An 18321-nucleotide genomic window follows, 5' to 3' on the forward strand; every position below is an offset into this window, starting at 1 on the left:
AATCTTGTTTGCTAGAGGCCGATAAAGTCATGCTTAAGAGTCGTTATAGCCCATTGGAGTCTGTGAAAATAATGGGGCATGCACCCAACCCAGTTATGGGGCCGAACATTGAGCTTTTGCTGTGGAATGTGTTCAAATGCAAAAAAAAGGGCTGGTTAGAAGATTTCAAATCTCTTTCTAGTGACAAAGATTTAATCCTCTTACAAGAAGCGGTATTAAATTCACCTTATGATGTCGACTTCAAAAAGTCGCTACAGCATCAATGGATGATGGCGCGTAGTTTCAAAAACGTGAAAACGAATGTTGAAACGGGCGTTAAGACGGGGTCGACTGTTGCGGCTCAGCAACATTACTTTTCGGTATCGAAGCCTAGCGAACCTGTTTCTCAGACAAAAAAAATGTTGTTAGCAACGGTCTATCCATTGCCCACATTAGGGCAGTCGCTACTCGTAGTAAACTCCCACCTTATTAATTTTGTCTCTTTTGATAAGTTCACTATGCACTTGCACCAAGTATTCCACATGCTGGAAAATCATGATGGACCCATATTGTTAGCGGGTGACTTCAACACGTGGAATGGCAAAAGATTACGTTACTTTAATCAGTTAGCAAAATCGTTTTCGTTAGACGAAGTGAGGATGGATCGTAAGCCAAGGTTCAATCATTTGTTTCAGCACCTTGACCATATCTATTTTCGCGGATTAGAGGTTGTTAACGCTCACGTGCATACGAATATTCACTCTTCTGATCATTATCCAATCAGCTTGACGTTGCATACGTTAAATTCAACGTCTGCAAAGTAAGCTAGTGTTAATTCTATTTGAATGTATACCAACCGATTCAACGAAAGGGGTATTTAGAGTGTGGTTGAATTGATTCTGGTCACTAAATTGTCATTGGGCGCTGACTATACTTAAGTCTTTGCGACAGAGGCGAGTCTGTTCGGATGAGGCTCGTAGCGTTATTCCACCAACACCCTTTACATTGTCTAGGAGAGTAATATGCGATCACGCGCTATTTTATGGCCTACGGATTTTTCCGATACTTCGTCACATGCTTTGCAGTACGTCGTTGAAATGGCAAATTTATATCGAGTGGGTATCCGTATTTTGCATGTCATTGAGCAGCCTTCAGGAAATGAGAATTACATGATCCTTACGATCACTCCCTCTGAATTAGCTAAGAATATGGAAGATGCTGCCGCAACCAAAATGCATGATTTATTAAGTCAGTTAGATACGAGTTTAAAGATTGAGACGATTATCCGACACGGAGATGCGGTCGATGAAATCTTGGCTGAAACCAACAGCGGTGATATTGGCATGGTGGTTATCGCCAGCCACGGAAGAACCGGCATGTCTCATTTTTTGCATGATAATGTTGCCGGCGCGATCGTTAAAAAAGCGAACTGCCCAGTACTCGTAATCAAATAAATGCGTTAAATCGATGCGTTTAAGTAAGCGCGTTTAAATAAGTATGTTTGTTAAATGTGTGGCCTATGCCTGACTCAATTCTAATTTTTAAATTGACCAGAGTTGATATCAGGCTGTGATAGCACCTCATAGTCGAAGACTGAGCGCCTAATGCGGTAACGCTTTGGTGAAAGCATAGTAAATTAAAAGTAAAAAGATGACTGAATGCCCGACGCCACTTAATAGTCATGTACAAGGTCGTTCAGGTTTTACGTCAGTTACAGCGACAATCCCCCAATAGTCTCGGTGAAACCTAGTTGTTATAGTGTCCTTAAATTCACTTTGTATCTACTTTCTGTCATTTGTAAAGGGTACGCTCTGCTGACAAACACAGTGCAAATCATTCCTTTTGCAATTAACGAACAGCTATATTATTTTGCAAAACAAAATTTTAAAGTATACGATCCATATATGTTTTATATGCAAATGGTATGTCATGGGAATTATAAAAATATCTGACGAAGTTCACGATGAAGTGCGAAAAAGCTGTCAAGTCATGTCTCGTTCTATCAATGCGCAAGCTGAATTTTGGATAAAAATGGGGCGACTAGCGGAGTTAAATCCCACGTTAACGTTCTCAGAACTTATTGTTAAAGAACTGGAAAATGCCAACGCTGACACTGCCTTAAAAGTTGTCAAATAGTATGCAAGTCAACATTAAAACGGCAAAAGAAACTGAGTTGATGCGAGCGTCAGGAAAACTCTTGGCTGAAGTATTCCATATGTTAGATGGCTTTGTACAAGAAGGGATCTCTACGCTAGAGATCAATAATCACGTCGATAATTTCATTCGTAATACATTAAATGCAAGGCCTGCAAGTGTTGGTCAATACGGTTATCAATTTGCATTAAATTCATCCGTAAACGAAGTCATTTGTCATGGGGTTCCGCGCGATAGCTACAAGCTAAAGTCGCGAGATATTGTTAATTTAGACATCACTCTCGAGAAAAATGGTTTTATTGCAGACTCCAGCAAAATGTATGTCATGAGCGACGCAAGTCCACTCGCCAAGCGTCTTGTCAAAACCACTTACGAAGCCATGTGGGCAGGTATTAAAAAAGTGAAGCCGGGTGCAACATTAGGTGATATTGGTGCTGCGATACAAACCGTAGCACAAAGCAATGGTTACTCTGTTGTCAAAGAGTTTTGTGGTCATGGCATAGGCCGAGAAATGCATGAAGACCCACAAGTTCTTCACTTCGGTCAGGCAGGAACAGGGCTAACTTTGCAAGCCGGGATGACATTTACCATAGAGCCGATGATTAATCAGGGTAAGGCAAAAACAAAGACTAAAAAAGATGGTTGGACAGTGATTACTGCTGATAAAAAACTTTCTGCTCAGTGGGAGCACACGATCTTGGTGACGCAAACGGGTTTCGACGTTCTAACGCTTCGACAAGAAGAAGCAAATCTGATTTAGCTTAAATGTACTCATCAATAAGCTATCCAAGGGAAGTACTGGGTCACCATTTGGGTATCATAGTGCTTGGTAACCACTCTAGCAGGGCTTTCGAGTACAGCCCTGCTGCTGGCTTAGACTGTATCACTCGACTAGAATAAACTCTTCGATACTATCTTCAAATGTTTTGCCGTTGCTGTTGGTAAAGCTCACCACGATTGAATAAAACTGACCTTCAGGTAGCTTATCAGTGGGCACTAAGCCTGTAGTTGATAGGGTAGCGGTTGAGCTGCCTGATCCTGTGTACAGTGTGGATTTATCCGTTTCTATTCTGTCTTCAATGGGGAACCATTGTTTATTAAAGTGTCGCAGCCACACCCTAAGTCCGCCTTCATCAGCCGCTATCACGGTTTGCCCCGTTCCTGCGTGGTAATTAACGTTAACCTCAAAGGTGTCGCCGGCATGTATGGACTGGCTGGTTAATTGCGCTAAATTATCAATTTTCACAAACGGCTTAATATTGGGTTCAATAATAAACTGTAGGGAATCTTGAATGCCTGAGTTTGCATTGGCCTTTGCCGTCACAGTGACGTTACCTGGCGCTAATGCGTGTAAATTACCTTGGTTGTCGACGGAGGCTATTTTCGGCGCTGAACTGACCCAAGTGATTTGGCCGTTGTCTGGGTGTACAGGGCTCAGCTTGGCGATCAGTTTTATGCTATTGCCAACCACTACGTTCTTTTTCGTAGTGATTAATTTGAGGGATTTGATCGGTTTGTTGTACCAATCAGAGATCGTCACCTTAGCCGTGTCAAAGACCTCATTTTTATTTGGGCTGGTGGCGGTGATAGTTGTCGTTTCGCCCGCTTTACCCGTTACGCTTAGCAATCCTGTTGAACTGATATTAGCAACGGCGGGATGACTTGACTGCCATTGTACGTCTTGGCGCGCATTGACAGGGGATAGGGCGGAGGTTAGTTGAATTTTGTCCCCTTGGCGTGGTGCTAAATCCACTGTATTGATTGCCAGAGCAGTAACATCAAGTTTGTTAGTATCGAAAATACTATCCGCTTGCTTGTTGGTGAATGTTGCCGTTTCGCCGTTACGCCAGCGCACTTCAATGCGTTTTATAATCTGCTCATTGCCCAAACCGAAATGCGCGATGTTAAGCAAACTTTGTGAAAACACTTCACCTGCTGAGCCTATGCGTTTGCTGTAGGTCGTCGATGGCGTCTGTACGGTGACGTGTGCCCCAAGGGCGTCAATATGCTTGTTTGGGGAATATCCGACTCTGACCAACGCATAGTGGTTTTTGCTTACGGGTTGATTGTTGTACAAATACCACTGACCGTATTCACTGCCGCTGAGTATGTCTAAATTGCCATCTAAATCGAAATCAAAGGCTTGGCCCATATCGCCAAACCCTGGGCCGCCCAAGTCACTGGCGCCATGCATGGTGACGGTTTCAAACGCGCCTCCACCCGTATTGAGCAGCATTAAATCTGAAATGCGCTCTTCCACTAATCCCCAGCGATAAACGAACAAGTCTTGATGGCCATCGTTATTAAAGTCGCCTGTAGTCACACCTAAGGCGTTTCCACCTTTGGGAATATTCCATTGGTCGGACACGTCGACAAATTGCCCGTCTTTGTTTTCAAGTAGCACGTCCTGAATATTACGGTTTTCGGGCTCGAAGTGAGGTTTGGCCTTTTCGACGCCGGATAAGGTGAAGAAATAAGACCAGAATATATCGCCGTTACGGACGAGGGCAGCGCGCCATTTGTTGTCGCCCATATGTCCAAAATACACGCCATTGGTGGATATATCGTCTGGCCAGCCTTGGGCCATGGTTTTATCAAATGCAAACGTGCCGCCAGAGGGCACATTCATTGGGGCTTTGCTTTTTCCTAAATAGATTGGGTAGTCTTTACCTCTAAAGCCATTTTGGCCTAAGAAGTGATAGTTGTGCCATTTTAGCGGCCCGCTTGCGGTGAAACTAAACTCATCGATTCCTTTATAACCACGGGTTTTCAAAGAGAATGTTCTAGCTATAGGGTCAAAGTCAACCGACGGAGATTCGCCCTTACCATGCTCAAATTCCTTACCGCGAGCCAAGTATAAGTCTAGGTCACCGTCGTTATCGATGTCTATGTCAGTGATGGCCATCACACCGCTTAGTTCACGGACAATATTTGGAATGCTGTCGCTGATGTCTGTGTAAGTAAAGTCGCCGTTACCTTGCCACACTGAGAGGGGCCCGTACATAACGATGTCATCGATATTATCGCCGTTAAGGTCGGTGACTAATGTGCGCGACGATCTCACATCTTTGATACCCGCAACCGACTTGTAGGTGAAGCCATCTTCGCCGTCGTTTTCATAAAAAAAGTGTTGAGGCGTTTGATTAGCCAACCCCGTTTCGTTAACCAACATAAGGTCTAAATCGCCGTCTAAATCCATATCGATAAATCTGGCACCGCGACCACGCGCGCCACGATCAATGCCGACATCGCCCGTATAACGCACAAAGTTACTGTCGTTGTTACGATAGAAGTAAGACACCGATGGATTCGTTCCATTGCCACCACCTCGGCTGAGCAGCAAATCAAGGTCGCCGTCGTTATCATAGTCACCCAATGCGGTGCCGTGGAGGTCTTGCATAAACCAGCGGGATAGGTCGTTTTTGTGTTTTGTAACGGTGCCATCACCATTATTCCAGTAAATTTTACTGGTTTCAGCGTTGTGGTTATTAACGATAAAATCGTAATCGCCGTCTTGGTCTATATCAGCTACAGAAGGCCCGCCGTATTTAATCGAGCTTACTTTATCTAACCCTGCTTGAACGGAAATATCCTTGAAGTGGGGGAGTGGTAAATTCGTGACGTCCTCTATTGTGAGCATTTTTATCGTAACGGGCGAGTTGATCGTTCTGAATTGTAAATTCGTCTTGCCCAGCGCTTGAAATTGCACCACTACATTGATGGTTTGTATGCCGAATTGCGGCACATTGAGATTGTCAATTAACACCTGATTATTCGCTAGTAAAGAGATGTTGGCCGACTGCCCAGGGTTGTCAATTTCGAAGGTTAACTTCTTGGTCTTACTACCATTTACGTCATAATCGAAGTTAACAGGGGAGGATGGAGTGACACTGATATTGGAGAAGCTTTCGCTGGGCTCACCGCAGGCGGTTAAGCCAAATTGCAGCAGCACAACAAAGATGCTGAGTGAAAGATACTTTTTGAATTGCTCGTTGTTCATGTTGATACCTGTAATCGTGCACGCACCCGTATTTGAGGTGATAGGCAAAAGGGAATGAATTAACGGCAAAGCCCATGCTTGACTTTACCGCCTATTCTCAAGCGAAATGCAATACCGCTAAAGAGACTTACCTAGGGTAAGTACCTGATTAACTTTCTGGTTTTTTAAGGTTTGCGTGGTGCCGTCTCGCCAGCGTACTGTGATGTCGCTTATTACGTCATCCTTGCTTAAACCGAAATGCGCAATGTTCAACAAACTTTGAGAATGATTCGCGTTGCTCGAGCCAATAAGCTTGTACTGCTTATTGCCTTTAGTCGTTACCCACACTTTAGCGCCATAGGCGTCGACGCCATTTTCGGAATAGCCTACATTTACCAGTAGGTGGTTATGGTTATTATTTTGAGTGACGTTTTTGTACAAATGCCATTTTCCGTTGTCGTCATCGCCGCTTAAAATATCGATTTTTCCGTCAAGGTCGAAATCAAATGCCACACCTGAATCTCCGTGCGATTTGAGCCCTATCTCGCTGGTGGCATCTTGCTTATCAATGGCTTTGAACTGCCCGTGGCCGTTATTGATGAGAATCACATCGGCAATGCGGCGTTTTAATTCACCAAAGCGATAAACGAAGAAGTCTGCGTCTCCGTCATTGTCAAAATCACCTGTGGTCACTCCCCAGTTATTACTCTTAGCTTGCTCAGGTAAGTCGTTTGAAATATCGGTAAATACGCCGTTGTCGTTGCGTAGTAATACGTCAGGCACCCCTAATTCTTGCGGTGTCCAGCTGGCTTTATAGTCTGTAACGCCGGCGAACGACGCGCGCACATCCCAGGCTAAATCATCGGTGAGCATCCATTCTACCCGCCACGTGTTGTCACCTAAGTAACCTATGTACCAACCGGTTTCAGTGACTTCATCAGGAAAGCCCATTGCTTGCGCCTGTGTCACGGTCTGATCTGCTGTTGGTGTGGTAATTTGCTGTTTGTTAGCACCGATATATACCGGCATAAAATCCAGCAGTTTGGCTCTAGGGAAGTGATAAAAGTCATTGAGCACTAAGTCAGCATCAGCGTATAAGGTTAAGCCATCGTGACTTTTACTGCCGACATCTCGAAGGTCAAGCGTCTGATGCGCTTTATCAAAACTGATGCTGTTATTGGCGATGGTGTAGTAGAGCTTACCCCTAGCAAAGTAGTAATCAAGGTCGCCGTCATTATCAATATCAGCCTGAGCGACAGTGACGGTACCTGGGTAACCTTCATGTCCCGCTGGAAACACCTTGCTGGTGGTATTGGTAAAGGTAAAATCGCCATTGCCTTGCCAAATAGTGGATTTGTCGTAACTGGTGAATGTAATGATGTCCATTACATTATCGTTATTGTAATCCGTGAGTAACACTCGCTCTGCTTCTACATCTTCGAAACCTGGACTGTTCACATACCGAAATTTAGCGTTACCTATATTTTCAAAAATGATGTTTCGCGGTGAGGTCTCATCAACCATTTTGGTGGCGTTAACCTGCATAAAATCAAGGTCGCCATCGTTGTCTAAGTCTACCAAGCGCACGCTTCTGCCCCGTGCGCCTAGTTCAGATATGCCTGCTTCTTGGGTTACATCGGTAAATTTGCCATTGTCGTTGCGCAATAACCGCTGAGGTTGCGGGGTTAAACCGTTCCCGCCGCCAAGCGACAATAAAATATCATTGTCGCCGTCAGCATCGTAATCACCGGCGGACACGCCATGTAAATCCACCTTGCCATAAACCCCCTTCACCTCGCTAAAATGATGGTTTTTATCACCCATAAACAATTGTACTGGGGTGGTGTCATGGTTGGTCAATAAAAAGTCGTAGTGCCCGTCATTGTTCAAATCAACCACAGCTGGACCGCCGTATTTCCAGTTTGCATCTGTGATTAAGCCAACTGACTCAGACACATCTTTAAATGCTACAGGGTTGCTTTTGGAGGAATTTACATCGTTGTTATGACTACAAGCGCTTTGTAAAACGATAACGACGCCAAGGGCGACTAAGGAGAGTGGTTTACGTATGTTCATAGTAATAAGAGTCCCTAATGATCAATAAACACAGGCTCGGCAAATGACGTAGACCATCAACGCGTAACGTAACGATTCATTTCCGGCTAAGAAAATCACATTTATATTAATAATGTTTATTGTAAATTGTTTACAATTTTATATCATACTCGCTACATTAAGTGATCTCAATCAATGCATTAATTTTTATTTATTAGGCGCGTAAGCTATTACTCAATAAGCCTGCTAAGCCATGGCTGGCCTTATGTCAGCAAGTGAATGCGATTAAAACAATGTATTTACACTAGGGTATTTATCTTGAGCACAGAGCGGCTATTGCTAGTGGACGATATCCACTTGTTAACAGTATTGTGAGATAAAAGAGGCTGGGTAAGTGCCTTGCGTTGACATTAAATACGTGAGAATCGTTGGCCACGCTCATTTAATAATGCGAATTAGGGCGTTACTTCTATCGGCATCCACACCGCTAACCATCGTTCACGTTTTTCAGTGGGTGATAAGGTTTTAGGTGATACTGGCACTGCGCTAATAACTGCGCTAGTAAGTTGGTGTTTATCGACAATAAGATTGGCATTTATTGCGCTTTTTATGCTTTATATGACACAAGGGGCTCCAAATAGACATTGAACTGTCAATGGTGCCCATTACACGTAGTTAGTACATCGTATTCCCGTTTTTCGAATCACTGGGTATTTCTTGTATTGAATCCCAGTGCTCAACGATTTTTCCTGCATCATCAAAACGGAAAAAATCCATGGTGATGTAGTGCATATTGTCCGGCCAGGTTTGGTGAGTGTGCAGGGCGACCAAATCCCCTTGTGCAATAGCGCGTACAAATTCGATACTTTTTACAGGGTAATCCTCAGCCATTTCAGTGAAGTAATCGATAAAACCTTGTTTACCGTCTTTCACCGCTGGATTGTGTTGTATGTACGTGTCGCCTACGTAAAGTGCAACGGCCTTGGCCGGCTCACCTAAATAGGCCGTGCGGTAAAAATCAATGGCGTTTTGTTTGTTCGCCGCTAGATCATGAGTCATATTTAGCTCTTTTTTTAAGTTTATGTTGTTCTGTTAGTTTATAGCCTGGAGGGTTTAGGCACAGGTATGCAATATTCATTACACAGGATTAACAACAGTCGTTCACTGACCTCCGTTCTGGCTACTTTATCAAATGCTAGCGCCTCTTAGCGTCTCTTGGCATACCGTTACTCTCATAATAAAGTCACTTAGCGCACAATGACAATTTTTCGCATAGCTGCCACGCAGAATAAAGCAATTGCCCATATTTGAAATAGCTGCGTTCGTTGTCTCTTCTTATTGTAGTGATCAAGTGCAGTGAGCAAGTGCAGTGATCAAGTGCAGTGATAATAAAAGCACCGGCCCCGCAAATACGCACGGCGAACATTATCCAAACAGATTCTTGGTAAAGATGAATGCCACCTCTGCTTCTGCTGGAGATATAAATATTCGACAGAATATAAACCATGAACGCCATAGGCTCAAAGGCATAGCGCAACAATCAGGCTGGTAATCTGCTCTTTATTCAACTTTTCAAAAAGTAAGTGACAGGGCTAGATTCAGGCAGCAGAGCCATGTGGCGTTTTTCAATGAGCGCTGAAATTTTAATGAATCGTTCGGGGTAAGCATGTCGGTTAATATTTCGATGCACAGTATTAAATTAAACGCATTTTTTGCCCGTTTGAAACCTTAACGTTCTAGCTTTAAAAGTGAGGCAGTGAGGCAGTGAGGCGATGATGCAATAAATCAAAAAGGGGACGGAGCAACTGCCTTGCGCGATAGTCATTACTAATGAGCAATCATTAAATTAACAAGGCAGACAGCATTAAATCAGTAAGGCAGTCAGTGTAAAATGAAGATTATTCTTTTAATGCTATAACCGCACTGACTTCTACTGACATATTGCCAGGTAAGCCGCTCATACCTACCGCTGCCCGCGCGGCTTTGCCGTCGTCACCAAACGCCGTGACAAACAGATCAGAAAAGCCATTGATGACCTTCGAGTGGTCTGTAAACGCCGGAACCGCTGCTACCATGCCGTTAATTTGTAGCACCTGTTTAACCTTCGTTAAATCGCCTACTGCCAATTTTATGGTGGCCAGCGCACACAAACCCACGCGCTGAGCGGCCTCATAACCTTGCTCAACATTAAGCGTATCGCCGAGTTTTCCCAATATACTGTTACCTTCGCAGGCACCGTGACCTGACAGATACAAGGTATTCCCTGAACGTCGCCAGGTAACATAATTAGCGATGGGTTTTACCGGGGCAGGTAATTCGAAACCAGCAGCTTTAATGCGTGCTTCAGGTGAATCGCTGGCAAAGGCGTTTGCAGACATCGCAAGGCTGATGGATAAAGCGCAGGTAAGTAAAAGCTTGTTCATGGTGTTCCTTTTGCTTATTGTTTTTTCGGGGTAATTTTAGATTAATTTTGGGTTATTCAACGTTCAACCGAGGTTTTTCAAAGCGATAAGCAGTTGGCTAATATCATTCGCTGAGGTAAATACCTGTGGCGTAACCCGTATACAGCAACCACTGGATAACCCGACGCGAACGACTGTAAAAACGCCAAATTCGTTTTCTAACCTTTGCTGTAGGTTTTTCGCCTCTTCCAGCGTTGTTTTACCCGCGAGGCGAAATGCACCCATGCCTGTACAGGACTCACCGTCAGCGCCGCCCAGTACTTCGATATGCGGCATTTTACGGGCTTCGGTTGCCCACAAGGCATGTAAGTAACGCAGACGCGCTTCTTTGTTAGCGCCGCCAAGCATGTTGTGAAAATTGATAGCCGCAGGCAGGGTTAAAATTGAAGCGAAGTTGACTGTAGCTGTGTGTACGCGCGAATTCACACTGGTGTTTTTTGGGTCAGATTCACCAGGGTAGGGGGATACTTTTTTCAATGAGCCTTTTTTCATATACAGCGCACCCACACCCACTGGGCTGCCAATCCATTTATGCAAATTAAACCCTGCCCAATCTACGTTCAATTCTGTGATATTGAAGTCGAGTAATCCCCATGATTGAGCGCAGTCACATATCACATCTATACCCCGTAGCTTCGCGATGGCCGAAATCTTAGCGACGGGTAAAATCAAGCCATGTTGATTACTCACATGAGTGAGCAACATTAATTTTAAATTAGGGTGTTTATCAAAGGCTTCAATGTACTTATCGAGTATTTGCTGCTGATTTGCCTGAGGAGGTAGTGTTAACTCAACCGCCTCGAGGTTTCCAGACGCCGCAAGCCAGCGCATGGTGTCTTTAAAGCTGGGATAATCGATGTCCGTATACAAAATGGCATCATCTGGCTCTAATCGATTGTACTGGCGAATAAGGTTATGAATAGATTCAGTGGCATTGCGGGTCAGCACGACTTCGTCTTCCCGTGCCCCAAGAGCTTTAGCAACGTTAAGGGTGCTGACTCTTTCGTCGTCTTTATAGTGTTTACGTGCATAGTAAGACAGGTCAGTGTTAACCATACGGGTATTGTCTACGTAGGCTTCTTGTACTGGGCGAGACATCTTGCCCCAATAACCATGCTCCAAATTAACAATGCCTTGGGCTGTGTCGTAAAACAGTGCAACCTTGGCCCAAAAAGATTCATCCTCAGCGAGGGATTCAGGGGAAAGCCCTTTAGGGACGGCGGGAAATTCAGCCTCGCTGATTTGCGGCGCGCTGTTGGCCATTCCTGATGCAGCAAGGGTGCAAACAGCCCCAGCAGTTAAGGTTTTTAGCATGCTTCTACGATCAAAGTTCGTCGCGTCTTCGCTCATTACTACACCTTATTATGTTAGCTATTTTACTTAGTTTAAATGCTACGCTCAAACAACGATTGCTGAAAAATACTAGCGCATTCAATAGCGTGTAGCATGAGTCGAGCCAATGCGCATACTTTGGGCAAAGTCTCATCAAAGACCATAATCGGTATTGAAATCGTCATCAGTTATTGTTGAGTGTGAGCAAAAGAGATGTGACTAGGGAGTATCGAAAGACAGAAAGACAAAACACTGGTTAGAATCTCAGCAGAGTAGATAGCTTGTCCAGCGAATAGGTCAGCAGTCTCTGTGCGTCTAAATTAACATGCCCAGTAATCATGAAAAATTACTGGGCCGCGCTTTATAACACTATAGGAGCGGCACATAGCGTTGCTCTAGTGGCTGTGCTCGTTACTAAATTAACGACACACTAAGCTGAGCAAGCGGTTTGCTTTAGGTCAAATGTGTAAGCCTTGGCAACCGCGGTTTGGATGCTTTCTTGTTGCTCGCTTCTATTAATACCGCTTAGCATCGCTTTGACAGCCGCGGTCATAATATTGCTGTCTTTGGCGACGCCGAAACGAGTTGTGGTGTCACCCGTTCTTAATTCTAAGTAACATACAGCGGTGACCCCAGAGCCCTCGCCAATTGCGTGCTCATGGTAATCAACAATCTCAAGTGGCGTTTTTATCAATTGACTCATCGCGCGGGACGCCGCATCGATTGGTCCATTACCCACACCGCTAATATTCACCTCAGCGTTGTTAATAATCAGCTGAATGTCGATTTGCTGTTGGTTTTGTTCAACGGTTTTAATTTGGCACTGTTTAAACTCAATCCAATCGGGTTGAATCAAATATGTTGATTCAAAAAGCGACACAATACCCGAAGCGCTCATTTCCTTACCGCTGGTGTCATTGTGTTGCTGTACGATTTTACTGAATTCAATCTGTAATTTACGCGGTAACTGCAAACCACTTTCGCGTTCAAGTAAGAAGCTCACGCCCCCTTTTCCTGACTGGCTGTTTACTCTCACAACAGCATCGTAGCTGCGGCCTAAATCAGCGGGATCAATTGGTAAATAAGGCACTTGCCATAGGGTATCTTCTTTTTGTACCGCCAAGCCTTTTTTAATCGCGTCCTGGTGCGAGCCTGAAAAGGCGGTAAAGACTAACTCCCCGGCATAAGGGTGGCGAGGGTGCACAGGCAACTGGTTACATTCTTCCACTAAGTTGCGCACTCTATCGATATTCGAAAAATCCAACTCCGGGTTAACACCTTGGGTGTATAGGTTGATTGCAAGGGTGACTAAATCCACGTTGCCCGTACGCTCACCATTGCCAAACAAGCAGCCTTCAACTCGGTCGGCACCTGCCATCACGGCTAGCTCTGCTGCTGCCACAGCTGTGCCGCGATCATTATGCGGGTGCACACTCAATACAATATGCTCTCGGCGGTTAAGATGACGATGCATCCATTCTATTTGATCTGCGTAGGTATTCGGGGTGTTCATCTCAACGGTGGCTGGCAAATTAATGATGATTTTGTTGTCGGCACTTGGTTGCCACACCTCTACTACTGCATCACATACGTCTTTGGCAAACTCAATTTCGGTGCTAGAAAACACCTCGGGCGAGTATTGATACGTCCAATTTACCTCTGTTGCTTGGGCAGTCAATTCCTTCACCCACGCTGTGCCTTGAGTGGCAATATGCTTTACACCGGCTTTATCGGTTTTATACACAATATCGCGAAAGGCAGGGGCGACAGGATTGTACATATGTAATATAGCTTGCTTCGCACCGCGTAAGCTTTCTACTGTGCGCTCGATGAGGTCAAAGCGTGCTTGAACTAGCACTTCAATAGTGACGTCATCTGGAATGTGATTCTTTTCGATCAGCAAGCGCACAAAATTAAAATCAATGTCTGACGCTGACGGAAAGCCCACTTCAATTTGTTTAAAGCCAATAGCGACTAATTCTTTAAAAAAGCGCAATTTCGTGTCAATCGACATGGGGTCGATCAGCGCTTGGTTGCCGTCGCGCAAGTCGGTGCTCATCCAGATAGGAGCATGAGTAATGTGTTTATTCGGCCATTGGCGATCAGGTAAGCTAACCCCTTCAAAGCGTTGATATTTGGTATGTGGTTGGCTGATCATTTTTGCGCTCCGGCTTTTAAGATAAACAAGGTGTACAAGCGTAACGCAGACCCGCGAGCAGATAATTGCTAAAACTGGTTTATTTTGTTTTATTGCGCAATAATATTGCTCAATATTTAACTTTATTGATTATTTTTGCTTTGAAGGAAAGTTAACGTGGAACTTGATAAATACGATCGCCATATTCTTGAAATAATTCAGCATAAGGGCAGGATCTCGAACCAAGAACTAGCCGATGCGATTAACTTGTCCCCATCGCCTTGTTTGCGCCGGGTACGGCAATTAGAAGAAAGCGGCTTAATAGATGGTTATGTGGCGCTGGTAAATGCGCGTAAGCTTGGTTTAAACCTGTTGTCTTTTATTCAAATTATTATGGACAAACACACCCCAGAGCGTTTCGCTAAGTTTGAGGAGAGTGTTATGGGGTTTAGCGAAGTGTTGGAGTGCCACTTGATCACCGGACAAGCCGCCGATTACGTGCTTAAAGTCATTGTAAAAGACATGGATGATTTTCAGCAATTTTTGCTCGATAAACTCACTCGCATTGAAGGCGTCAGCGGCGTTCACTCCTCGTTTGTGCTTAAATCCCCCGTGAAGAAAACCTCATTGCCAGTTTAATACCAATCCGCATTATTAAGTGCCCCCTCAGAATGCGTCCAGCACTTTTTTATTAAGGCGTCGCTATGTAGTAATGGTTTTTCTCTTCCAAATAGTGATAACGCAGAGCAAAAGCCGCTGGGGCATTCCTTTCAGGCGAGTTTTAAAAGGGCTTACACTGCGTTGCATAACTTCGAAAGAGAGCGACTATTCATTCAGTCATGCGCCTTGTTTAAGCCCTTTTAAACTCTCGCTGAGTGATCACTTAATAACGTGGAATGGTAAAATCTCCCAAAATAAAAGGCCTGAAAGTTCACTTTCAGGCCTTTACACTTCACTTATTTCACGCGCACATATTTATTCATCGCAACGCTCTTAAAACCTGAGATGCATTAACAAGCGTAAATCACATGGCGACTTTGAAAATAGCGACCACATGTTCATGGGTTGGTTGAATTGGATTTGTTAAGCCGCAGGCATCGTTCATTGCATTGGTGGCGAGAATGTCGAAATCAGCTTCTTTCGCGCCAAGCTCGGCAAGACCGGCCGGAATATTCACACTGCGTGACAATGACACTATGGCACTAATGGCCGCCTCTGCACCCGCTTCATCCGTTAAACTATCTACCGCTACTCCTAGTGCTTTGGCAATATGTTTTAGGCGAGGTGCTGCTTCTTGCGCATTGTATTTTTGCACATGTGGCAGCAATACCGCGTTGCACACACCATGAGGTAAATTGTAAAAACCGCCTAATTGGTGTGCCATAGCATGAACATAGCCTAAAGATGCATTATTGAACGCCATACCAGCTAGAAACTGTGCATAGGCCATTTGCTCACGGGCAGCCATGTTAGTGCCGTTATGCACTGCCTCATGCAAGTTATCGCGGATAAGCTCGATGGCTTTGATAGCACATGCATCTGTGATCGGATCGGCGGCAGTAGATACGTAAGCTTCAATCGCATGAGTCAGTGCGTCCATACCGGTCGCGGCGGTTAAAGATGCAGGCATACCCGCCATCAGTCTTGGATCATTAACGGACAATATAGGCGTAACGTTTTTATCCACAATCGCCATTTTTATATGTCTTTCTTGATCAGTAATGATGCAGAAGCGCGTCATTTCTGACGCAGTGCCCGCTGTTGTATTAATGCTGATTAACGGTAGCTGCGCCTTTTTAGATACATCAACACCTTCATAATCGCTGATGTGGCCTCCATTTGTCGCCACCAGCGCGATACCTTTAGCACAATCATGGGCTGAGCCTCCGCCGAGAGAGATTACGCAATCACATTCATGGGTGTGCAGTACATCAAGCCCCGCGTTTACATTGTTCACGGTCGGGTTAGGTTGAACGCCGTCAAACACAAAGCTATTAACATCTTTCTCTTGGAGCAAGTTTTGTACTTCAGCGACCACACCCAATTGTGTCATGCCCGGGTCGGTTACAATCAAAGCATTTTTGAACCCAAGGGACTCAATTTGTTGAATAGCATCCTCGAGGGCATTCTCGCCCATGATATTAACGGCAGGAATATAGAATGTGTTGCTCATTAGGTTGTCCTCAATGTTACGTATGTTCACGTTGATGTAGGCTAATGATTTTCCCACTATTAGGGCCTGATAAAATTGACACAAAACAAGTTTGAATAGCGAACCACCTTCTCAGAAGCTTGAATAATGTTACAGAAAATGTCAGTTGCTGATCTGGGCTCATAGAATCGATTAAGCACGCTGTTTTTATAGGTAATCAAAACGGAGAGGGATGGCGTTTTGCGATCGTGGAATTAATTAAAAGCAGCTCTGGTGCTCGCGACTTGGAGCGAAGCAGCAACAGGAATAAATTACTGACATGGTTGTTAGTATACCCAACCATCCACGCAGTTGGTGGGTGTGCCGAGCTCGTCGATTTCTGCATAAATATCGTCGATATATTCAGGTTCCGCGCCGTCTTGTTTGGCTTTTTCGAGCCAAAATGAAGCCTGGGGCATATTGTTATGACAAGCGTAATAGGTGCCCAACCACGTTTCAGCGAAGCGGTAACCTTTTTGTGCAGACTGCTTGAAAGCCCCTAAGGCTTTATCTTTTGCGTGTTCTTGCAGAGATTTACCAAGGGCATAGTAAGCGCCGGGTTTATCAAATTCATCGACTGCGAATTGCCATAACGTTTGTGCTTTGGTGCTATCTTTTATAATCGATTGAGACAAGCTAAGAAGCGAATATCGGTAGCTACCCTGATCCAACGCGGACGCTAAATCGTGGATCTCTTGATAAGGTAAATTCTGGTAATCATTTATCTTAGCGTTAAACGCCAACTGTATTTTATGCTCGCTGCGAGCAACCTTAGGCAGACCAAACAACAGCTTGTTTTGACGTAAAAAAGCGAGGTTTTCTTGTTCATTTAACTCGGTTAAATAACGAAACCAATGGGTGAGTGCACTACCGTCGCAGCCGCCATGTTCCGCTATCACTTCGTCAACCATTTGTGTTGCCAGCAAACGCGTTTCTGCTGCGCCTTCCATCCAACGAACGAATTCATCAAAGCGGTAATCTATGTTTTTACGCAGCAAATAATCAACTTCAGGCAAGAATTTAGCACTTGTGATGAAGTCAGTTTCACAGCGCGCATTCATTTGCGTGAATGCCACATTAATCAGCTCAATTTGACCAATAACGCGCGCATACTGCATGGCCAATTGCTCCATCTCAGAAGGCGCTTGCGCATATACTCTTTTTACAGACACATTTAGCAGCAATATAGACAACAAGGCACTAGAAAATACAAACCGAAACATCAAAAATCCCATGATTATTGGACCGTTACTTAGAAAGTGAAAACTGACACGGGCGAGGAATTAATTGGATTTTACCGGAGCATCATCGAAAATAAGTTTCGATCCCAGAAAGACTAATACGCTACCAGAAATACCTTCCATCCAGCGCATAGCTGTACTGCTAGCAAAGAAGCGTTTAGCTGAGCTAACAGCGCCTGCAAGACCGCACTGCCACACCATGGCAATCACAAAGTGTATTGCTGCCATAGTCATTGCTTGCAGAAATGGCGAGTACTGAGGGTCAATAAATTGCGGTAAAAAGGCAAGATAAAACACGGCTGTTTTAGGGTTAAGCACATTCGATAAAAAGCCTTCTTTTAACGAGCGATTCAGGCTTGAAATTCTCACGCCTCTAGCATCAATGGCAACACTTGCATCACCTTTAAGCGCGGCTTTTAATGCTCCAATGCCTAACCACATTAAATATGCAGCGCCAATCCATTTTATTACCATAAAAAGCTCAGCGGATTGTAATAAAATCGCTGATATGCCCACTGCTGAAAAGGTCGCATGTACGAACAAACCAAGACAGATGCCAAGGCTAGTCACCATGCCGTCACGCCCTCCAGAACGACTCGAGTTTTTGATCACCAACACGGTATCAATCCCTGGGGTGAGGGTCAGTAGGGTGATAGCCAACAAAAAAGCTTCGAAATTTAAAATATGCATCGATTGGGATTCACTGCCGGAAAAAGATTACGCGATAAACGCCTAGCGTATTTTTATATCATATTAGGCGCGGTATCCAAATCCCTATTGCTGTTTAACAA

The 18321-nt window shown here is 44.5% G+C and carries 14 protein-coding genes; 5 read left to right on the plus strand and 9 right to left on the minus strand.

All coding sequences use genetic code 11. The features are described 5' to 3' along the window. Positions 1-29: 29 nt before the first annotated feature. The 4 genes from AC0VYA_RS07130 (at position 30) to map (ending at position 2893) form a co-directional block, all read left to right on the plus strand. Positions 30-803: an endonuclease/exonuclease/phosphatase family protein gene (locus AC0VYA_RS07130; RefSeq protein WP_475490530.1), complete on the plus strand. Its 774-nt coding sequence runs from the start codon at positions 30-32 to the stop codon at positions 801-803. Between the two features lie 198 nt (positions 804-1001). Next, positions 1002-1433: a universal stress protein gene (locus AC0VYA_RS07135; protein WP_475490531.1), complete on the plus strand. Its 432-nt coding sequence runs from the start codon at positions 1002-1004 to the stop codon at positions 1431-1433. Positions 1434-1908: 475 nt separating this feature from the next. Continuing rightward, positions 1909-2115 (plus strand): ParD-like family protein, encoded by a 207-nt coding sequence (locus tag AC0VYA_RS07140; protein WP_011574309.1) that lies wholly within the window; start codon positions 1909-1911, stop codon positions 2113-2115. Between the two features lies 1 nt (position 2116). Further along, complete coding sequence (map, locus tag AC0VYA_RS07145; protein ID WP_475490532.1) at positions 2117-2893, plus strand: type I methionyl aminopeptidase; 777 nt, start codon at positions 2117-2119, stop codon at positions 2891-2893. A 123-nt stretch (positions 2894-3016) separates the two neighbouring features. Here map and AC0VYA_RS07150 read toward each other — a convergent pair whose 3' ends face one another. The 6 genes from AC0VYA_RS07150 to leuA form a co-directional block, all read right to left on the minus strand. Next, positions 3017-6133, minus strand: coding sequence for an FG-GAP-like repeat-containing protein (locus AC0VYA_RS07150; protein WP_475490533.1), 3117 nt, complete (start codon positions 6131-6133; stop codon positions 3017-3019). Positions 6134-6250: 117 nt separating this feature from the next. Further along, positions 6251-8188 (minus strand): CRTAC1 family protein, encoded by a 1938-nt coding sequence (locus tag AC0VYA_RS07155; RefSeq protein WP_475490534.1) that lies wholly within the window; start codon positions 8186-8188, stop codon positions 6251-6253. A gap of 654 nt (positions 8189-8842) precedes the next feature. Beyond that, positions 8843-9226, minus strand: a complete 384-nt coding sequence (locus AC0VYA_RS07160) for a nuclear transport factor 2 family protein (protein ID WP_011574315.1) — start codon at positions 9224-9226, stop codon at positions 8843-8845. Positions 9227-10065: 839 nt separating this feature from the next. Beyond that, entirely contained in the window at positions 10066-10590 is a 525-nt protein-coding gene (locus AC0VYA_RS07165) for an Atu1372/SO_1960 family protein (protein ID WP_473479558.1), read from the minus strand. A 63-nt stretch (positions 10591-10653) separates the two neighbouring features. Further along, positions 10654-11979: an aminotransferase class V-fold PLP-dependent enzyme gene (locus AC0VYA_RS07170; protein ID WP_475490535.1), complete on the minus strand. Its 1326-nt coding sequence runs from the start codon at positions 11977-11979 to the stop codon at positions 10654-10656. A 412-nt stretch (positions 11980-12391) separates the two neighbouring features. Next, positions 12392-14119, minus strand: a complete 1728-nt coding sequence (leuA, locus tag AC0VYA_RS07175) for a 2-isopropylmalate synthase (protein ID WP_475490536.1) — start codon at positions 14117-14119, stop codon at positions 12392-12394. 156 nt (positions 14120-14275) lie between these two features. Here leuA and AC0VYA_RS07180 point away from each other — a divergent pair, with 156 nt between their 5' ends. Then, positions 14276-14737, plus strand: a complete 462-nt coding sequence (locus tag AC0VYA_RS07180) for an Lrp/AsnC family transcriptional regulator (RefSeq protein WP_011574319.1) — start codon at positions 14276-14278, stop codon at positions 14735-14737. 385 nt (positions 14738-15122) lie between these two features. On the opposite strand, the gene yiaY is transcribed toward AC0VYA_RS07180, so the two are convergent. From yiaY to AC0VYA_RS07195, 3 genes are all read right to left on the minus strand, one after another. Then, complete coding sequence (gene yiaY, locus AC0VYA_RS07185) at positions 15123-16271, minus strand: L-threonine dehydrogenase (RefSeq protein WP_011574320.1); 1149 nt, start codon at positions 16269-16271, stop codon at positions 15123-15125. 305 nt (positions 16272-16576) lie between these two features. Beyond that, the gene (locus AC0VYA_RS07190) at positions 16577-17512 is read right to left on the minus strand and encodes a hypothetical protein (protein ID WP_475490537.1); all 936 of its coding nucleotides are present in this window, start codon (positions 17510-17512) and stop codon (positions 16577-16579) included. Positions 17513-17572: 60 nt separating this feature from the next. After that, entirely contained in the window at positions 17573-18220 is a 648-nt protein-coding gene (locus tag AC0VYA_RS07195) for a LysE family translocator (protein WP_475490538.1), read from the minus strand. Positions 18221-18321: the final 101 nt, after the last annotated feature.

This window comes from Paraglaciecola sp. QJM3NY_14, from assembly GCF_056173245.1.